Raw genomic sequence first — 17,165 nt, forward strand, 5'->3', positions numbered from 1 at the left:
ACCACAGAGGAGAGAATATGACGAGCACGACGATGCACGACGGAAGAGTCGTGCTGCATCAGGCCGACTGCCGCGACGCCTTGCGCAGTTTGGGCGACAACTCGATCGACAGTGTGGTCACAGACCCGCCGTATGCGTTGGTGTCGATCCAGAAACGCTTCGGAAAACCGGGCGCGGCGCCGGCCAAGGACGTTTATGGTCGCGGCGCGGCTGGGTTCATGGGCAAGCAGTGGGACACAGGTGAAGTCGCGTTTAGCGATGAGTTCTGGGTGGAAGTGTTGCGCGTTCTTAAACCGGGCGGCCATGTGGCAGCCTTTGGGGGCACACGTACCTATCATCGGATGGCCGTAGCAATCGAAGATGCGGGCTTCGAGATACGTGACCAGCTTGGCTGGGTTTATGGATCGGGTTTCCCAAAATCACATAATCAGACCGGTGATTGGGAGGGTTGGGGCACTGCGCTCAAGCCAGCATGGGAACCAATCTGCCTCGCGCGAAAGCCTCTGGCCGGTACCGTGGCGGCAAACCTTGAGGAGTGGGGCGTCGGTGCGATCAATGTTGATAAGTGCCGCGTTGCGACGGAAGAAGCGTTGAGCGCCGGTGCCGGAAAGTTGTGGTCGTACTACCGTGAAGGCGAGGCAAGTGCAGACCGCAGATACAATGACGTGGGTGGCACTAGCTTCTCATTGAAGCCTGGTACTAGAGGCGGTGATCCTGCCGGCCGATGGCCAGCAAACATCCTGCACGACGGCAGCGACGAGGTACGCTCTGCTTTCCCAGATGCGAAGGGTCAGCAGGGAGACCTGAACGGTCAGTCGAAAGACCGCAAGAGCAAAGGTATCTTTGGCGATATGCCTGCCGCTCGGCAGGCGTTGGCTCGCGTGGAGGCCGACACCTCAGCCGCGCGGTTCTTCTACTGCGCAAAGGCAAGTCGGGCCGATCGGGACGCCGGCCTTGAGCACCTGCCGAAGAAAACAGGCGGCATGGTTTCAAACACCTCGGGCCAACACATCACCCGACGTGATGCCGAATATAAGCCGGAGCCTCGAGCAAATACACATCCGACCGTCAAACCGATCACCCTTATGCAGTGGCTCTGCCGCCTCATCACGCCGCCCAATGGTGTAGTTCTCGACCCTTTCATGGGCTCCGGATCGACGGGTAAAGCGGCTGTCCTTGAAGGTTTTCGGTTCGTGGGATGCGAGCGCGAGGAAGAATACATGCCGATTGCGTCATCTCGTATCGCGTGGGCAATCGGCGCAGCGGACAAATCGGAGCAAGCCCCAGTGATACGCGTCGCCAATGACAATCGGGAAGGTGATCTGTTCGGGGTGGCAGCATGAGCCCGGCCGAGATGGAGGCCGCTTGCAAAGACAGCCTTGCGGGTGCTGTTGAGTTTGGCCTGCCTGAGAACAGGGCTTGCGTGAACCTCGTCACGCCGCCAGGTTTCAAGCCGCCGCAGGGTTTCCCACGTGGGTACCTGCTGCAGGTGAAGGAAGACGGCCGGCGCATCAAGAGTTACCCGGCGCTGCGTGTGCTGGCATGGATCAGGAAGGCGGCGGCAGCATGACCTTTCATCCCACCATGGTCGGCGGCGCGCCTGCTGTCTGCAACTGCTGCGGCCGCGCTGCCACGGGCGTCGGCATCGGCGATGCGAAGGAGCCACGATTCCTTTGTCAGGAGTGCGTGCTTATCCTCGAACAGATCAAGCGTGTTCGCAGGTTCGATCCTTACGAGCTTGAGGCACGCCTTGGCGGCATGGAAGCCGCTGGGCCGCTGGTCGATGAGTTCGGCAGTGACCTTGCTGAATGGAGCGAGGAGCAGGTGCTCATTTTCTGCGGCGCGATCTGGAAGGGCTGCGCTGACAAGTTGAGGGAAGTTATCCGCGCCGGCCAACCACCATTCTAACCGACGACGCCACCAACGTCTCGGCACCACAACACACCACATCCAGAGGAGACTACCATGACGCTACATTTCGCGCCGGATCCCGCACCCCCGCTCATCATCGACAGCTTCGCCGGCGGCGGCGGAGCATCAACCGGTATCGAGCTCGCGCTCGGTCGATCGCCGGACATTGCCGTGAACCACAATCCGGCGGCACTGGCGCTTCACGCTGCCAACCACCCCGATACGCTCCACCTGTCGGAGAACGTCTACAAGGTGGATCCGCTCGACTACCTGCGCCGCAGACACGTTGGCCTCGCTTGGTTCTCGCCTGACTGCAAGCACTTCTCGAAGGCAAAGGGCGGCAAGCCGGTGGAGCGCAATATCCGCGACCTGTGCTGGATCATTCCCGGCTGGATCGAACGCATCCAGAAGAGCGGCGGCAAGGTCGACGTCGTCATCATGGAAAACGTCGAGGAGTTCAAGGATTACGGCCCACTGATGCAGACCGAGCGCGGCCTCATGCCTGACCCGGCACGCAAGGGCGAGACGTTCAAGGACTGGTGCAAGAAGCTACGCAAACTCGGTGGAAAGATTGAGTTCCGCGAGCTCCGCGCCTGCGACTACGGCGCGCCGACGATCCGAAAGCGGCTCTTCGTCATCGTCCGCTTCGACGGCAAGCCAATCGTGTGGCCGGAGCCTACCCATGGCAAGCCAACGGATGCAGATGTCATCGCCGGCCGCAAGCTGGCATGGCGGACGGCCGCCGAGTGCATCGACTGGAGCCTGCCTTGCCCGTCGATCTTTGATACGTCGGAGCAGGTGATTGCTCGCCATAGTCTTCGCGCCGTACGTCCGCTGGCTGACGCCACCATGTCGCGTGTTGCACGCGGGATGAAGCGGTACGTGCTGGATGCGGAGCGGCCGTTTTTGGTGTCGGTCGGCTGCAACACTGGCGAAGAGCGACGCGCATCCGACGGCTGGAAGCAACGCCACGACGTAGCTGGCACGACCGCGCCACACCTGTCGGCTTTTTATGGTGAGGGTAAGGGCGGCAATGATCGCGCAGCGCCTGCGGACGAGCCTGTCCGTGTAATCTCGACGGCCAACCGGCATGCGCTCATCGCGCCCAACCTTATGAGCCTCAAGGGTAGCGCCCGGCGGGACAGCGCGGCGAACGATCCGCATCCAACCGTTCTGGCTGGCGGTGGTCACTCTGCAGTCATCGCTCCCGTTCTCAGCTATGCACAGCAGGGCGGCGCCAATCGGTCCGTAGAGGATCCGCACCACACCATCTGCGCCAGCCTGAAGGATCAGAACGCGGTCATCATCCCGACGCTTGTTGGTTGCGGTGGCAGGGCCGGACAGTCACGCCCTCGCGGCTGTGACGAGCCGACCGCGACTATCACAGCGAAAGCGGACGGCTGCGTATCTATGGCGTTCATCGCGCAGCACAACAACGACAACCGTCGCATCGGCGGCGTGAACCCGGGCCGTGACGCCGGAGAACCCATGTCAACCGTCACAGCCACCGGTGCCCAGCAGGGCGTTGTCTCGGCGTTCGTTTCGCGTCAGTTCGGCGCTTCGATTGGACATGGCATTGAGGAGCCGTCGGCGACAATCACGGCAGGCGTCAACAAGTCGGCTCTCGTGGCGCCGTACCTGCAGGCCTACTATGGCACCGGCGACGGAGGTGAGGAGAACCAGCCAGCGCGGACCATCACCACGAAGGACCGTCACGGCCACGTCGAAGCCGCCCTGCAGGTTCCGCCCTTCACAGCGGAGCAGGAGGATCGCGCCCGCGAAGTGGCAAACTTCATGCGCGAGCACGGCTTCTGGGACGATCGCGAGTTCGTCACGTTGTCGATCGGTGCCGACACGTTCGTCATCGTCGATATCGGCATGCGCATGCTGACGCCCCGCGAGCTCTACAACGCGCAGGGATTCCCGTCGGACTATCGCATCGACGAGGATGCCGACGGCAACGCGTTCCCGAAGTCGGTTCAGGTCAGCTGCGTCGGCAACTCGGTCTCGCCGCCGGTGGCGCGTGCGCTGGTAGCGGCCAACTGCGAACACTTGGCTGCGGCGAATGACAATGTCAGCGATGTGTCTCTTCGCGCCGCTTGATATCCAGATAGTTGAGCAGGTCGACCAGATCGTCGGCCTGCTCCATGTCCAGACCGTCTTGGAGAACGCCTTTCACCTTCGCCGGTAGGCCAGTGAAGATGTCGAAGACCGTCCACGAACCATCATTCTCTTTGCGCATGTCATAGCGGTTCTTATGCATGCCGGTACCTCCGGAGGGGTTATGCCTGAACATAGCACATCGCTGCAGCCGCTTGAACTAGCGCAGCACTACACCAACGACTTCGGCTGGCCGGTTTTTCCGTGCCGGTCATCGTCTGTTGAGACGCACGATAGCACCACCGGCGAAATCATCACGCTTGGGGAAAAAACGCCTTTCACGACGAACGGCTTCAAGGGAGCAACGCAGTTTGCGCGTAACATCGCGAGATGGTGGGAAGACTGGCCGGATGCTGCGGTCGGCCTGCCGACTGGTACGAGAACAGGTTTCTTCGTTCTCGACATCGACAACAAACCAGGCGGCGCCAATGGATTCGACTGGCTAGACGACATGGAAGCGGAGCACGGCCCGCTGCCAGACACCGCGCGCGTGACCAGCCCCAACGGCGGGCTGCACATCTATTTCAACTACGTCGCGGGCACTCGCAACCGCGGCGCTCTCGGTGCTGGCGTCGACATCCGGTCTGAGGGCGGCTACGTCCTCGCAGCTGGCAGCACAATGTCCAATGGTAGGCAGTACAGCTGGGTCGGAGACACGCGGGAGATTGCGGACGCGCCTGGCTGGCTGCTGGATCTGCTGTTGCCAAAGTCCGCCCCGACGCACAGCCATTATTCGGCATCGTCCTCAACGAATAACGCTTATGTTGATGCGGCGGTCGACCAAGAGCTTGCTGACCTTGCAAGCGCGCCAATGGGCAACCGTAACAACATGCTCAACGACACCGCTTTCGCGCTTGGCACGTTCGTCGGCGCGGGCGTCCTGTCCGAAGCGTCAGCAAGGGCGCAGCTGCAGGACGTCGCTCGCGGCTGGGGGAGGGACTGGACACGGTGCGTCAAAACGATCGAAAACGGTCTCAAGGCGGGCATCTTGCAGCCGCGTCATATTCCAGAGCCCCAGCAGGACAACACTCGGCTGGTCGACATGACCCGCATGATCCAGCGAGGGCTGGAGAAGGCGCGTGCCAAGGAGGCTGCCGTTGATGCGGACGCAGTGAGCGAGCCAGCAGCAGCAGCCGACAAGGAGCCCGAAGCCAAACCCCTTGAGCAAGAAAACACCGTGCCAACTGCCAGCAACGACAACCAGCCTCAGCAGCCTGTTGGCAGCATTGTCGCCACCGCCTTCAAGTGGATCGACCCATCCACGCTGCCCCGGCGCGAGTTTGCCTATGGCACGCACTTCATCCGGAAGTACGTCTCGGTCACTGTCAGCCCGGGCGGCCTTGGCAAGACGTCAGCCAGCATCGCAGAATCATTGGCCATGGTCTCGGGCAGGGCATTGCTTGGCGTTAAGCCGCCACAGCGCCTGCGGACGTGGATATTCAACGCCGAAGATCCGCGCGACGAGTTGGAGCGGCGCATCATGGCGGCTTGCATCCATTACAATCTCAAGCCGGAAGACCTTGAGGGGCATCTGTTTCTCGACAGCGGCCGTGAGCAGGAGCTTGTCGTCGCCATCGAAGACAAGAAGGCCGGCGTTCGCATCCAGCAGCCGATCGTAGAAGCGGTGGTTGAGCAGATTGAGCGGTATGGCATCGATGTCATGATCGTGGACCCGTTCGTCTCGACCCACGGCGTCAACGAAAACGACAACGGCGCCATCGACAAGGTCGCTAAACTCTGGGCGCAGATTGCCGATTACACGAACTGCAGCATCGACATCGTCCATCACCTGCGAAAGGTGGCGGACCGTGAGGCTACGGTCGAAGACGCACGAGGCGCTGTATCGCTGATCGGCGCGGCTCGCTCGGTGCGCGTGCTCAATCGGATGTCGGAAGAGCAGGCTGCAGAGGCTGGCGTGCCTTCTGCTGAGCGGTTCGGCTATTTCTACACGACCTATGGCAAGTCCAACCTGACGCCGCTGTCGCATCGTGCCGAGTGGCGGCACCTGGCGAGCGTGCCTTTGGGTAACGGGCGAGGGATGACCAAGCCGCAGGACTTTGCGCCGGTGGTGACGGAATGGAGGTGGCCCAGTGCAGAAGAGGTCGCTGGCGGCATCAGCGACGAGCAGCGGGCGGCGATCGTCACGGCCGTCGCCAACGCCGACTACAAGAAGTCGCCTAAGGCGAAGAACTGGGTAGGGGTAGCCGTGGCGTTCTCGCTTGGGTTGGACCTGGAGGACGAGCCCTCGAAGAAGCGTGTCAGCGGTCTTGTGCGCGCGCTCATCAAGGAAGGCGCTTTAGTCGAGAAGGAGGAGCGTGACCCGATCAGGCGGGAGACGGCAGTGTTTGTGCGGGCGGCTTAGAGGGATGGCCGTCGCGGAAACGAGCACTATGTGGTGATAGTGAACATCCGGAGAGAGGACATTTCCATGAAGAAAACTTTGACCACTTTGCTCGCGATGACTTTCGTCGCAGCAGCCTTGGCGTCGTGCGGCAACACAATTCGCGGCATGGGGCAGGACACTGCAAATACCGTTGACGCTACTCAGAGTGCTGGCAGGCGCGTCGACCGCGCAGCAAGCTACTAAGCCAGAAGCGAAACCATTTCTATACGAGGCCGGGCGAGCGATCGTGCCGGCCTTTTTTATGGCGTGTAGAACTGCTCCATACGCATGACCTGGCATTTTACCTCGGTCTCAACGCGGCGCTTTTCGACGACGACCTCGATGTCATCGCCGGCCAGCGTGACCAGCTCGAGGGCAAGATCCAAAGGCGTTACGGTTATGAAAAAGACCGGACCAAGAAAGACGTTGACGACTGGTATGGCCGACAGACTTGGTAAAGATGAACCCCGCTTCGGCGGGATTTTTCTTTGCCATTTTGTGGGGAACCAATATCGCTCGACCTCGTTATCTGGCCGACACGAAACGTCGTGATAACAGATGCATACGAGGAAATACTCATGAAGAACATGATTGCCGCCGCCATGACCGTAGCGATGATGGGCACGGCTGCCTATGCGCAGCAGCCTGCTGCACCGGCAGCCCCCGCTGCTGAGCAGCCGGCCGCATCTGGTGCCGACGCAACTATGGTTGGTCCCGGCCTCACTATGGGTAAGGCAGCAACCATGCCGCTCAAGTATGTTGAGATCAAGGACACGGATCTCGTGACCTCCAAGCTGGTCGGCATGAACATTTACAACAAGGAAAATGAGGAAGTCGGTGAAATTTCCGACGTTGTGATCGGCAATGGCAAGTCGGTCATCGGCGTGATCGCGAGCGTTGGCGGTTTCCTCGGTCTCGGCAGCAGCTACGTCGTTATCGATCCGGCGTCCATGGCTATCGCTGACGACAACGGCACCTGGAAAGCCTATGTTGACACGAACAAGGAGGCCCTGACCGCGGCGCCGAAGTTCGATTACGACAAGATGAAGAAGTAAGATTCTTATGTGTCGCTTTTGTCCGCTACCACGGATGTACTGGAGCGGATAGAGGCGACATCGAGGGCCAAGCGCGGAAACGTCGCGGCCCTTTTGCCACATGATTTCGTTAGACGGCTCGAATGTCACTGGTGCGAAATGACAAAATTCCACTTTCAGGTACGGAATTCAGACGGATCGTTGGGAGAAGTCTTCGAAGCGGATTTTGAATCATCTGCGGAGGCGAGATCAGAAGCAGTGCGAGCCGCTCGGGAGATGGTGTCCGACGGGCTTTGGCACGGACAACCTCTCGCCAACGAGACATTCGAAATTGTCTCCGAAAACGGCGAGATAATCGAAGCCGTACCGTTTCAGTCAGTGGTCAATTTCGACTGATCGATTGCTGCGGCAAGCGCACTGGCCAGATGTTCGCGTGACGACGGCTTTCCCAACCATGGGAAGTCGGCGAAGAACGTGCCATGATAGTCGGGATCGAAACTCGTTCCTGAGTGAATGACAGTTGGTACGCCTAAGCTTCGAAGCGCACCCGCAACTGGCTCACAGTTTCTGCCGCGCACGTGGAAGTCAATGACAGCAGCGTCCGGCTTATCCCTACTCAGATAATCCAAGGCCTCACTAACGCTCGGAACGACCGCGACGCGAGCGAAACCTAAGTCTAAAAGCATAGCTTCTACGTCGAGTGCGATCAGCATTTCGTCGTCGAGAACGAGCGCGGTCTTGTTTTGTTCTTTCATGGCCCTCTTTAACACGCCCGATTCAAGCCGCTATATAAAATGTTAAATCTCGGCATGGTACGGGTTGAATCTCGCGCTCCCCGCGAACCAGCTCGCCATATGCTGAATCACAGCCATATCCCCCCAACACAACCCCTGATACCGCCCAGTAGCACGTTTTCATAACCGTGCATTATCCGTGCACGAGTGGGCGGAAACACCTGCACAACGCTGCCCGGTTAGTGCACGTTTAGTAGGGTATATATTTATATATACCCCTACACGTGCAACCGTGCAGGGCGGTGTGCTGCGCGCACGGTGCCCCGTAGGGTATTTTTAGAAGAACTGGGCGGGCAGGGCGCACGTTTGAAAATACAACCTGCGCCTTGAATGGCTGCCTCGCTCTCCGGATAAATCCTCCATCAAGACAGGAGGCATCATGGCAAAGGCGACACAGCAGACAGTTCGCATCAACGGTGCTCGCACGATCATCCGCACCTCTGCAACCGGCAAGATTACAACCAAACCAGCGCCGCCGAAGGAATGGGAGTTGCAGGCTGCTCAGGTTCGAGCTTTCCGCGCCATGCCGGCCTACGGCAAGCGGTTCCTGCTGGCTGGTGACCAGAACGCTGCCAAGCGCGGTCCGCGCGCCCAGCAGGAAGCAATCGCAGCCGGCATGACGCCAGGCGAAGCTGACCTCCGTATTTATCTAGCGGGCGGCCAGATCCGGATGATTGAGAACAAGGTTGGTAAAGGCCGGCTGTCTACCGCCCAGAGGGATCGGCATGCGGCGCTGGCCCGGCTTGGTCATGATGTGACCGTCGTCTCCGCGACCACACCAGCGGATGCGGCCAGCCAGGCGGTCGAGCTAGTACAAGGCTGGCTAGCTGTTGCCTGATGCATCGCGCCACTCGGCGCGCTCAGCCTGCCGGTTGCGCCATTGCTCACGTTTGGCTTCACGGTCTCGGCAGATTGAATGTTCGTCGTCGTTCCAGCCTTTGGCGAACCAGATGCCCAAGCCGGCAAGGATAACGACCACAAAGCCGCTCATAAGAAACGAAGCAACCATAACATCCTCCTGAACAGGTCAGTCTATAACAACTGATCACAATCCAAGAGGTTCCGTCATGGGGTGTGGTGGATTGAGCCGGTCATCACCTGATCAACGCCGTCTAATCGGCTCATTGCGAGAGATGCTCCGAACATCAGGATGGCGATGATCGGTACGGCGAAGAGAACAATCGATCCAGGCACACGCACGGCAAACTCCAAACAGATAGCGGCTACGAAGCCACAAATGCCCGCAGGCATTTAACGACAAGTTAACTGATGGCGTTTGCGCACAGTTAACCACCACAGGAGGACACCACATGGCCCGACATGGATCACTTGCCGAGCAGCTTGGCGGCTTTCGCATCTTCGCTACTGCGCCCGATCATGAACCAGACCCACTCCAGACGACATGGACTACCACCGCGGCGAATGACAACAATCCAGAGGACGTCGAGGAGCTCAAGCACGATCGCAAGCGGTTGGTGACGCCGTCTGTCCAGGAAATCATGAAGAACGTCGCCACCGGCGAGTTGGAGCGCAACCAGTCTGGGCAGATCACCAAGATCGGCCGCCTAAAGTTCAGCGATGGCACACAGACAGAAAAAGCCTTCCGGTTCACGATTGACGGCAAGCTTGAGGAATATTCAGCCAGGATGACGACTGGCGCGATGTTGGGATGTCGCGACAAGGTGGACACTGCGCTTGGCGGCGAAATCAACCCGCAGGAGATCACAGACAGCAACAACTACTTCGCTGCCATGCTCGACACCAAGAAGCCTCGTTACGTCACTGGGCGACGCCACAAGGGACCACGCGTCAAGCTGACCCATGACGAGGCAAAGGCTGAACTGGCGGCCGCCTATGCAAACACCGATATGGCAAAGGTGACGTTCACCCGATACCCCGACGGTCTGCCGTGTGGATCTCAGCGAGTAGCAGACAGCTTTCTTGGAATGCAAAAGACCACATGTGCCGGCGGCGGCTCGGTCATGTGGCAGGACATCGTTTCGCAGAGAGAAGATCGGCGCGAATGGCTTGAGGCCAAGGACGGCATGGCCGAACACCACTTCAAAACGTTGACAGATGCCGCCAAGGCGGGAAGCCTGAAACAGCTGGGTCAGGCGCGAGGGTACAGCGGACAGTACGCGATCGAGGCAGGTCGCCGGCTTCTAGTGGCAGCCAACGATAACTTCGAGCAGGCGCTCGAATTGGCTCGATCCGCAAAAAGTTCAACATAGCGTCTGACTTTCTGCAATCTCGGAGAGAGTAAGGTGAAGGGGTAGCGCAACAGAGTTGCGAGCCCCAAACCACTCCGTGCGCTATGCGACGGACCCATCGCCATGCTGCATTCGTTGCAGCCTCTGAGCTTTGGGTAACTATTAGCCGATCAGCGGAAACCGAAGAAGCTGAGTACGGCGAGAATGATGACGACGGCGCCTACGAGCCAAACGATGCTGTTCATTTCGGTGTCCTTTTTGAATGTGAACTTGTGACGGATCACAATGCCTCATGGCCCCGTGAGTTCCATGCGCTGTCATCGAAATCAGCCTGCCATGTCGAGCCGCATGGCGGACCATGGCGGCACCCATGAGCATCCTAGTCCTCTGTGTCTTTGATTGTGCCGGATACATGCCGTCACCATTGCGGGCATATGCCTAACGTCACGAATTAACGTGAGGGCGCTGCTGACGAGTAGTGGCTGGATGCACCCATACGGCCATTCACCGATAGATGCTTGCGGCTTGGACGCGGCATTCGGTTGGCCTCCTTAATCCCCACGTCGACCTCTCCTCCGTCGTGTGGTGATCCCTGCGGCTGGCTCGCTTCGGCTTGAGCCGGCCGCTTTCGGTTTTTTCCGCAGAGTAGAGCAGCCAGGTAGCTTGTCAGGTTCATACCCTGAAGGTCGCGGGTTCAAATCCCGCCTCTGCAACCAACTCCCATGCGCGTCTGGCCGAGTGGTTCAGGCAACGGTCTCCAAAACCGTCTAGGTCGGTTCGATTCCGGCGGCGCTGCGCCAATCACCGAGAAAACCAATGATCGTCATGACAGTCGTCGGCAGTGGCATGGCCCAGCTTGAAGAAGCGACGATCGTTCTCGGCACACAGGGACGCGCACGACGCGCTTATTCCCGCGCTATCAACCACACCGGCGATATTGTCCGAAACGAAGCAGGCAGCGCGCTGTCCGCCCAGACGGGTCTTCCAAACCGTACAGGCAAGAAGGCTTATCGGATATCCGGCGAGCGTGCTAAGCCAGACACGCTGACGTATGTGGTCAACGGGCAGGGCGGCGATATCGCGCTCAAGTACTTCAAGGCACGAGAGACCAAGAAGGGCGTCAGCGCCGCGCCTCGTAATGCGAGGCGTGTGTTCGCGTCTACCTTCATGAAGGCTGGATGGTGGCCCAAGCGAGTTGGCAAGCCCAATTGGAATAAGCAGGTCTTCATCCGTCAGGGCGATGGATACAAGTACAACATCTCGAAGAACAATCCATTCAATGCCAAGCGCGAGCGCATGAAGACCAACTTCCGCAAAGTGAAGTCAGGCGTCTTCGTCCCGCAGGAGATGGTCCAAGGCCTTGCTGCCGAGGCGTGGAGGAAGGGTGCGCAGCGCCTTCAACCCCGCGTCGAGCACGAAGTCAGGGCAATGACCAAAGGGATCGTCAGTTAATGCATTGGATGAAAATAATCGCACAAAATACTGTTTTCATGCACTTTTATGTTGACAGATGTATCGCGCTCGTGGTATCATGGTGAGGCCACCGGTGGGCACCCCCTCCATTGGGTCCCTCTGACCCTCTGCCGGGCCTATGCGGGCGGGAAGGCCCGGGCTTGAACTAGGTCCGAAAATTTCCAGAACCGCTTTCCTACTTGTCTAGTCGGCCCGTCTCCCCCGTAGGGGGAGGTTGAGCCGCAACCATGAAAGTGTTGCCGGCGATGTCCAAAGGTAAGGAAGTCAGCCAGGCCGAACTTTCCGACATCATCGGCAAATCGCAGGTCACGCTTCGTGCGTGGGAGCGAGAAGGCATGCCGGTACTGTCGAAGGCAGGCAAAGGCAGAGCATCGACCTACAACACGGTCGAGGTGATCGAATGGATGGAAGCCCGGCTGATATCCAAGTTTGCGGCCAGCAAGGAAGACGACACCGATGTCGTTTCCGAGGATGAGGGGCGCCGCCGCAAGATCGTAGCTGAGGCCAAGCTGGCCGAATTGAAACTTGCTGTCGAGAGCGGGGAGCTTGTCGAGATCGAGGCCGTAGGGGTCGAGGTCGATACTGTGTTGAGCAGCGTGCGAGCGCGGCTCTTGGCAATACCCGGAACGCTGGCACTGACGCTGACAAACGAACCGGACCCGTCCGTCGTTCGTGATCGCGTCTTTGACGAGATTTCGGGGGCACTGAATGAGCTATCAGCCGCTGATCTCGGCAGGCCGAGCGAAGCTACAGGCGCGCCTGAGGCAATCGAGGCTTAAAGGCCTCACGCCTCCGCCCAAGCTCAATCTCGTTGAATGGGCCGACACCTATCGCTTTCTGAGCCCAGAGGCTTCGTCCTCACCGGGCCGCTGGCGCACTTCGAATGTCGAGGTAGCGCGCGGCCCGATGCTGGCGGCCACGGATCCTCGCATCCACACTGTCACCATCATGTGCTGCACGCAGCTCATGAAGACGGAGCTCATTAACAACGTCGCCGCCTTCTACATCCATCAGGATCCGGCGCCGATCATTCTGATTCAGCCGACTACAAAGCTCGGCGAAAGCTGGTCTAAGGACCGCTTCGATAAGCTTCGTCGTGATACGCCGGTTATTCGGGAACGCGTCCGCGAGGCTCGCTCGAAGGACAGTGGCACGACGATCCTGCACAAGGACTTCGACGGCGGCCACCTGACCATCGTCGGTGCCAACAGCCCGGTAGATCTGGCCTCGCGCCCGATCCGCGTCGTGCTCGCTGACGAAATCGACAAGTACCCGGCCAGCGCTGGCAAGGAAGGCGATCCGCTTTCACTTGCTGAGGAACGCGCTGCATCATTTTGGAATCGCAAGTTCATTAGAGCTTGCTCTCCGACCATCGCCGGCAACTCAAAAATCGAATCCGAATATGAGGCGTCCGATCAGCGGAAGCCTTTCCTGCCTTGCCCTCACTGCGAGGCGCTGCAGGTCTTGGAATTCGAGCGAGTGCGCTGGGATAAGTCGGTCGACGGCCAGCATCTGCCGGCCACGGCGCGATATCATTGCGTCGAATGTGATGAGCCTTGGGACGAGACGGCACGCCAGCGAATGCTGCGCACGCCCAACTCGATCGTCTGGCGCCAGACCGCAACATTCATGTGCTGCGGCGATGAGCAGTCTCCATCCAAGTGGGATGACGACGGCCACTCGCTCTGCACTCACTGCAATAAGCGATCGGCCTTTGACGGGCATGCTGGCTTCTGGGCATCAAAGCTATATTCGCCTTGGGGCGGGCTGGACGATGTCGCGCGCAAGTGGCTGAAGGCTACGGCGTCCAAGAGCAGCGAACTGCTCAAGACGTTCTTCAACACTCAGCTCGGCAAGCCTTTCCAGATCACCGGTGACGCACCGGAATGGCGCAAGCTCTATGACCGGCGTGACCACCATCACCTCGGTATCATACCGAAAGGTGCTGTGTTCCTCACGGCCGGCATCGACGTCCAGCGCGATCGTGTCGAAATGCATATCTGGGGCTGGGGTCGCGGTTTAGAATCGTGGCTCGTTGATGTTCTCGTCTTTGAGGGTGTGACCGCCGATATCGGCCATCAGGTCTGGAAGGATCTGGCGACCGCACTCAAGCGGACATGGCCACATGCCGGCGGTGCCCACCTGCCAATCATGCGCGCGGCGATCGACACCGGTGACGGACTGACGACTTCGGTTGTCTACGAATGGTGCCGGCTTCAGGGCCGTGGCCAGGTTGTTGCCATCAAGGGCGACCGCGAAAAGCTCAATGCTGTTTCGCCGGTCGACGGCCCTAAATGGATGGACGTCAAGGTTAGTGGCAAGAAGATCAAACGCGGTCTGGCCCTCTACATGGTCTCCGGCCCGTTCTTCAAGCAGGAGCTTTACCGCTACCTGCGGCTCGACAAACCCACTGATGAGGATCTGGCCGTCGGCGTCTGCTTCCCAGACGGCTACGTCCATATTCCTCAGGGCGCGACGGGCGAATGGGTCGAACAGCTCGTCGCTGAGCAGTTGGTCACTGAGAAAAACAAGATCACAGGCTTCGGCAAACTGAGGTGGGTCAAGACCCGCGAGCGAAACGAAGCGCTCGACTGCCGCGTCTATGCGCGCTCGATGGTCTGGTTGCTCGGTGCGGATCGCTGGTCGAATGCCCAGTGGTACAAACTGGAGGTTCAATGCGGCGGCTCTGATGAGCCCCCCGAAAGGCCGGCAATCATCGCCGCGCCGGTGCCTCAGGCCAAGTCCGAAGATCCACCGCCACCACCACCCGCAAACGACAACCCTGCACCTCCTACGGCAAAGAAGCCGAAGAAGGCCGCATCATCATGGCTTTAGGAGGCAATCATGGCTGACAATTCTGCACAGATTGCCGCCCTTAGAGAGGCTATCTCGCAGGGTGCTCGCCGCGTTGTATTTCGTGACGGCGGCACCCACCGCGAGGTGGAGTATCCATCGATGAAGGAATTGCGGGACACGCTCGAGTGGCTTGAGGCCCAGCAGTCTCGGAAGTCGCGCATCACGCTGGCGGCATTCTGAAATCATGGGATCAGCAAATCTGCTTGACCGCGCCATTGCGGTAGTGGCGCCGCGCGCGGCTGCGCGTCGTGTCGCTGCCCGTAGGGCGTTCGATGTCATGTCGCGAGGCTACGACGGTGCTAACCGTGACCGCCTTCGCAATAGCTGGCGCTCGCACAACACGAGCGCAGATGCTGAGATCAGCGCCGCCGGCTCGCTTCTGCGAGACCGTATGCGCGATCTCGTCCGAAACAATCCATATGCGGCCAATGCTATGGCCGTCCTCGTCACCCACGCCGTCGGCGCTGGTATTGTGCCGCGGTCGAAAGACAAGAAGGTCAACAAGCTCTTTGCGGACTGGATGAAGCAATGCGATGCCGACGGTCATCTCGACTTCCATGGCATCGTTTCGCTTGCTACCCGCGAGATGCTGGAATCCGGCACAGGCATGGTTCGCCGCCGCCGGCGTCTAGCCGAGGACGGCTTGGCCGTCCCGCTTCAACTCCAGGTCCTCGAAGTCGATCACCTCGACGCTACAAGGCACGGCGATTTGGCCAATGGCCGGCGAGCTTCTTACGGTATCGAGTACAATGGGATCGGCAAGACGACGGCCTATTGGCTGTTTCCTAACCACCCCGGCAGCTCGGCGCTGACATCAACGACCTCGTTGTCGTCGGTATCGGTACCTGCCGAGGATATCGTCTTCGGCTTCAAGAAGCTTCGGGCAGGGCAGTCGCAGGGTGTTCCGTGGGGGCATGCGGCCGTCACGTCGCTTTACGACATGGCCGGCTACGAGCAGTCAGAGTTGGTCCGCAAGCGCCTTGAGGCCTGCATGGTTGGCGTTGTCACCGGTGGTGATGATGAGGGCGGTGTTGGCCTGCCGATGGGCGATGACGACGTTCCGGGCGTTTATAACGCCGACGGAGAGATCGTTGAGAAATTCGCGCCGGGCATGCTTTACCATGCTCGTGGTGGCAAGGACATCAAGTTCACCCAGCCGGCGAACACAGCGAACTACGACTCGTACAAGACCTCTATGCTTCACACGATCGCCGTTGGCTTTCATGTGCCGCACGCTTTCCTTTCCGGTCGGTTGGATAAGGTCAACTATTCGTCGAGCAAGATCGGCCTCGAGACCTACAAGAAGATCATCGATGACCTGCAATGGCAGGTGATCATTCCAATGATCTGCCAGCCTCTCTGGGACTGGTTCTGTGAGGCAGCATTCTTTGCTGGCAAGATCCGGACGCGCAAGGTCGCCGTCGAATGGTCTCCGCCACGCTTCCCGAGTGCCGACGAAGCCAAGGATGTCGCAGCACGTGTTGCCGCCGTTCGTTCTGGTCTGCTCAATCCATTGGTAGCTATCGCCGAGACTGGTTTCACGCCGGAGGAGGTCATCGCTGGCTATGTCGAGTGGAACGCCTTGCTGGACGACAACAAGCTGATCTTTGATTCCGACCCGCGGCGAATGTCACAGGCCGGCCAGACACAGCAGGACGCAGAGGCCGACAAGGCTGACGCCTCCAATGAGGACACCTCATGACAGACAAACATGTGAACCTGCCGAAGTTCGGCAGGAACGCCGAGGTGCGTTCTGCGTCGTTCGACGAAGCGGACAACACCATCGAGGTCATCTGGACGACTGGCGCCGCTGTGCGCCGGTGGTCTTGGCGATCGGAGCGCTACTATTCGGAAGTTCTGGAGGTTACGCCGCAGGCGATCCGGCTAGACCGACTGAATGCAGGCGCGCCCTTCCTTGATACCCACGACGACTGGTCTCTCCGATCGGTTATCGGATCCGTTGTTCCCGGCTCGGCCAAGATCGAAGGCGGCAAGGGCTATGCCCGCGTCAAGCTTTCGCGTGCTTCCGAAGACACGGCGATCGTGGACAAGATCAAGGACGGCATCATCCGGAACATCAGCGTCGGCTACGCCATCCACAAGGTCGTCAAAACCGACACGGACGGCGACGGCACCGACGAAGAATGGCGCGTCGTTGACTGGGAGCCGCTTGAAATCAGCGCTGTTCCAGTTCCAGCGGACGCCGGCTCTCAGATCCGCAAAGACGAGCAGAAGCTCATCCCCTGCGAATTTGTAGGCGAACAGGCCACCGGCCGAAACGAAGCTCGCCGAATTCGCATGGCGATGCGTCACCGTCAGTCCGTGGCTTAAAGCACGGCCCACT

At 59.5% G+C, this 17,165-nt stretch carries 19 protein-coding genes, 2 tRNA genes and 1 pseudogene; 18 read left to right on the forward strand and 4 right to left on the reverse strand.

Features of this window, described 5'->3' with window-relative positions; translation table 11 throughout:
* The first annotated feature begins 17 nt into the window (after nucleotides 1–17).
* Genes EDF70_RS05975 through EDF70_RS05990 form a run of 4 tightly spaced genes read left to right on the forward strand, consistent with a single transcriptional unit; the run spans nucleotide 18 to nucleotide 4,014 of the window.
* Nucleotides 18–1,343: a DNA methyltransferase gene (locus EDF70_RS05975; protein WP_245519049.1), complete on the forward strand. Its 1,326-nt coding sequence runs from the start codon at nucleotides 18–20 to the stop codon at nucleotides 1,341–1,343.
* Nucleotides 1,340–1,570, forward strand: coding sequence for a hypothetical protein (locus EDF70_RS05980; protein ID WP_132272376.1), 231 nt, complete (start codon nucleotides 1,340–1,342; stop codon nucleotides 1,568–1,570). The genes EDF70_RS05975 and EDF70_RS05980 overlap by 4 nt, the downstream gene beginning before the upstream one ends.
* Nucleotides 1,543–1,908 carry a DUF6511 domain-containing protein gene (locus EDF70_RS05985; RefSeq protein WP_132272377.1) on the forward strand — a complete coding sequence of 122 codons (366 nt, stop codon included), beginning with the start codon at nucleotides 1,543–1,545 and terminating at the stop codon, nucleotides 1,906–1,908. The genes EDF70_RS05980 and EDF70_RS05985 overlap by 28 nt, the downstream gene beginning before the upstream one ends.
* A gap of 57 nt (nucleotides 1,909–1,965) precedes the next feature.
* On the forward strand, nucleotides 1,966–4,014 hold the full coding sequence (locus EDF70_RS05990; protein WP_132272378.1) for a DNA cytosine methyltransferase: 2,049 nt from the start codon (nucleotides 1,966–1,968) through the stop codon (nucleotides 4,012–4,014).
* Here EDF70_RS05990 and EDF70_RS05995 read toward each other — a convergent pair.
* Complete coding sequence (locus EDF70_RS05995; protein ID WP_132272379.1) at nucleotides 3,986–4,174, reverse strand: hypothetical protein; 189 nt, start codon at nucleotides 4,172–4,174, stop codon at nucleotides 3,986–3,988. The genes EDF70_RS05990 and EDF70_RS05995 overlap by 29 nt on opposite strands.
* Nucleotides 4,175–4,195: 21 nt before the next feature.
* Between EDF70_RS05995 and EDF70_RS06000 the strand changes: the two genes are divergently transcribed.
* Nucleotides 4,196–6,433, forward strand: coding sequence for a bifunctional DNA primase/polymerase (locus tag EDF70_RS06000; RefSeq protein ID WP_132272380.1), 2,238 nt, complete (start codon nucleotides 4,196–4,198; stop codon nucleotides 6,431–6,433).
* Between the two features lie 96 nt (nucleotides 6,434–6,529).
* Nucleotides 6,530–6,658, forward strand: a complete 129-nt coding sequence (locus tag EDF70_RS06005) for an entericidin (RefSeq protein WP_235937895.1) — start codon at nucleotides 6,530–6,532, stop codon at nucleotides 6,656–6,658.
* Nucleotides 6,659–6,714: 56 nt separating this feature from the next.
* Here EDF70_RS06005 and EDF70_RS30620 read toward each other — a convergent pair whose 3' ends face one another.
* Nucleotides 6,715–6,840, reverse strand: a complete 126-nt coding sequence (locus tag EDF70_RS30620; RefSeq protein WP_281033534.1) for a hypothetical protein — start codon at nucleotides 6,838–6,840, stop codon at nucleotides 6,715–6,717.
* Between EDF70_RS30620 and EDF70_RS06010 the strand changes: the two are divergent.
* Together EDF70_RS06010 and EDF70_RS06015 are read left to right on the forward strand one after the other, a co-directional pair.
* A pseudogene (locus EDF70_RS06010) lies at nucleotides 6,778–6,912 on the forward strand (CsbD family protein); the annotation flags it as partial. The gene EDF70_RS30620 and the pseudogene EDF70_RS06010 sit on opposite strands and share 63 nt — an antisense overlap.
* Nucleotides 6,913–7,032: 120 nt before the next feature.
* Entirely contained in the window at nucleotides 7,033–7,509 is a 477-nt protein-coding gene (locus EDF70_RS06015) for a PRC-barrel domain-containing protein (RefSeq protein WP_132272382.1), read from the forward strand.
* Nucleotides 7,510–7,859: 350 nt separating this feature from the next.
* Here EDF70_RS06015 and EDF70_RS06020 read toward each other — a convergent pair whose 3' ends face one another.
* Complete coding sequence (locus EDF70_RS06020) at nucleotides 7,860–8,243, reverse strand: response regulator (protein WP_132272383.1); 384 nt, start codon at nucleotides 8,241–8,243, stop codon at nucleotides 7,860–7,862.
* A gap of 418 nt (nucleotides 8,244–8,661) precedes the next feature.
* Here EDF70_RS06020 and EDF70_RS06025 point away from each other — a divergent pair, with 418 nt between their 5' ends.
* The gene (locus EDF70_RS06025; protein ID WP_132272384.1) at nucleotides 8,662–9,120 is read left to right on the forward strand and encodes a VRR-NUC domain-containing protein; all 459 of its coding nucleotides are present in this window, start codon (nucleotides 8,662–8,664) and stop codon (nucleotides 9,118–9,120) included.
* Here EDF70_RS06025 and EDF70_RS06030 read toward each other — a convergent pair.
* The gene (locus EDF70_RS06030) at nucleotides 9,106–9,291 is read right to left on the reverse strand and encodes a hypothetical protein (protein ID WP_132272385.1); all 186 of its coding nucleotides are present in this window, start codon (nucleotides 9,289–9,291) and stop codon (nucleotides 9,106–9,108) included. The two genes, EDF70_RS06025 and EDF70_RS06030, sit on opposite strands and share 15 nt — an antisense overlap.
* Nucleotides 9,292–9,592: 301 nt before the next feature.
* Between EDF70_RS06030 and EDF70_RS06035 the strand changes: the two genes are divergently transcribed.
* From EDF70_RS06035 to EDF70_RS06075, 9 genes are all read left to right on the forward strand, one after another.
* Nucleotides 9,593–10,513, forward strand: a complete 921-nt coding sequence (locus EDF70_RS06035; protein WP_132272386.1) for a hypothetical protein — start codon at nucleotides 9,593–9,595, stop codon at nucleotides 10,511–10,513.
* A gap of 618 nt (nucleotides 10,514–11,131) precedes the next feature.
* Nucleotides 11,132–11,208, forward strand: a tRNA-Met gene (locus EDF70_RS06040).
* A gap of 8 nt (nucleotides 11,209–11,216) precedes the next feature.
* Nucleotides 11,217–11,292: transfer RNA gene (locus EDF70_RS06045), tRNA-Trp, on the forward strand.
* A 16-nt stretch (nucleotides 11,293–11,308) separates the two neighbouring features.
* Complete coding sequence (locus tag EDF70_RS06050) at nucleotides 11,309–11,944, forward strand: hypothetical protein (RefSeq protein ID WP_132272387.1); 636 nt, start codon at nucleotides 11,309–11,311, stop codon at nucleotides 11,942–11,944.
* 248 nt (nucleotides 11,945–12,192) lie between these two features.
* The gene (locus EDF70_RS06055; protein ID WP_132272388.1) at nucleotides 12,193–12,744 is read left to right on the forward strand and encodes a terminase small subunit; all 552 of its coding nucleotides are present in this window, start codon (nucleotides 12,193–12,195) and stop codon (nucleotides 12,742–12,744) included.
* Nucleotides 12,674–14,800, forward strand: coding sequence for a terminase gpA endonuclease subunit (locus tag EDF70_RS06060; protein ID WP_132272389.1), 2,127 nt, complete (start codon nucleotides 12,674–12,676; stop codon nucleotides 14,798–14,800). The genes EDF70_RS06055 and EDF70_RS06060 overlap by 71 nt, the downstream gene beginning before the upstream one ends.
* Before the next feature lie 9 nt (nucleotides 14,801–14,809).
* Entirely contained in the window at nucleotides 14,810–15,001 is a 192-nt protein-coding gene (locus EDF70_RS06065) for a hypothetical protein (RefSeq protein WP_132272390.1), read from the forward strand.
* Between the two features lie 4 nt (nucleotides 15,002–15,005).
* Complete coding sequence (locus EDF70_RS06070; RefSeq protein WP_132272391.1) at nucleotides 15,006–16,523, forward strand: phage portal protein; 1,518 nt, start codon at nucleotides 15,006–15,008, stop codon at nucleotides 16,521–16,523.
* A gap of 11 nt (nucleotides 16,524–16,534) precedes the next feature.
* Complete coding sequence (locus tag EDF70_RS06075) at nucleotides 16,535–17,152, forward strand: HK97 family phage prohead protease (RefSeq protein ID WP_245519050.1); 618 nt, start codon at nucleotides 16,535–16,537, stop codon at nucleotides 17,150–17,152.
* Nucleotides 17,153–17,165: the final 13 nt, after the last annotated feature.

Origin of the sequence: Neorhizobium sp. JUb45, assembly GCF_004343585.1 — a bacterium.
Taxonomy (GTDB): domain Bacteria; phylum Pseudomonadota; class Alphaproteobacteria; order Rhizobiales; family Rhizobiaceae; genus Neorhizobium.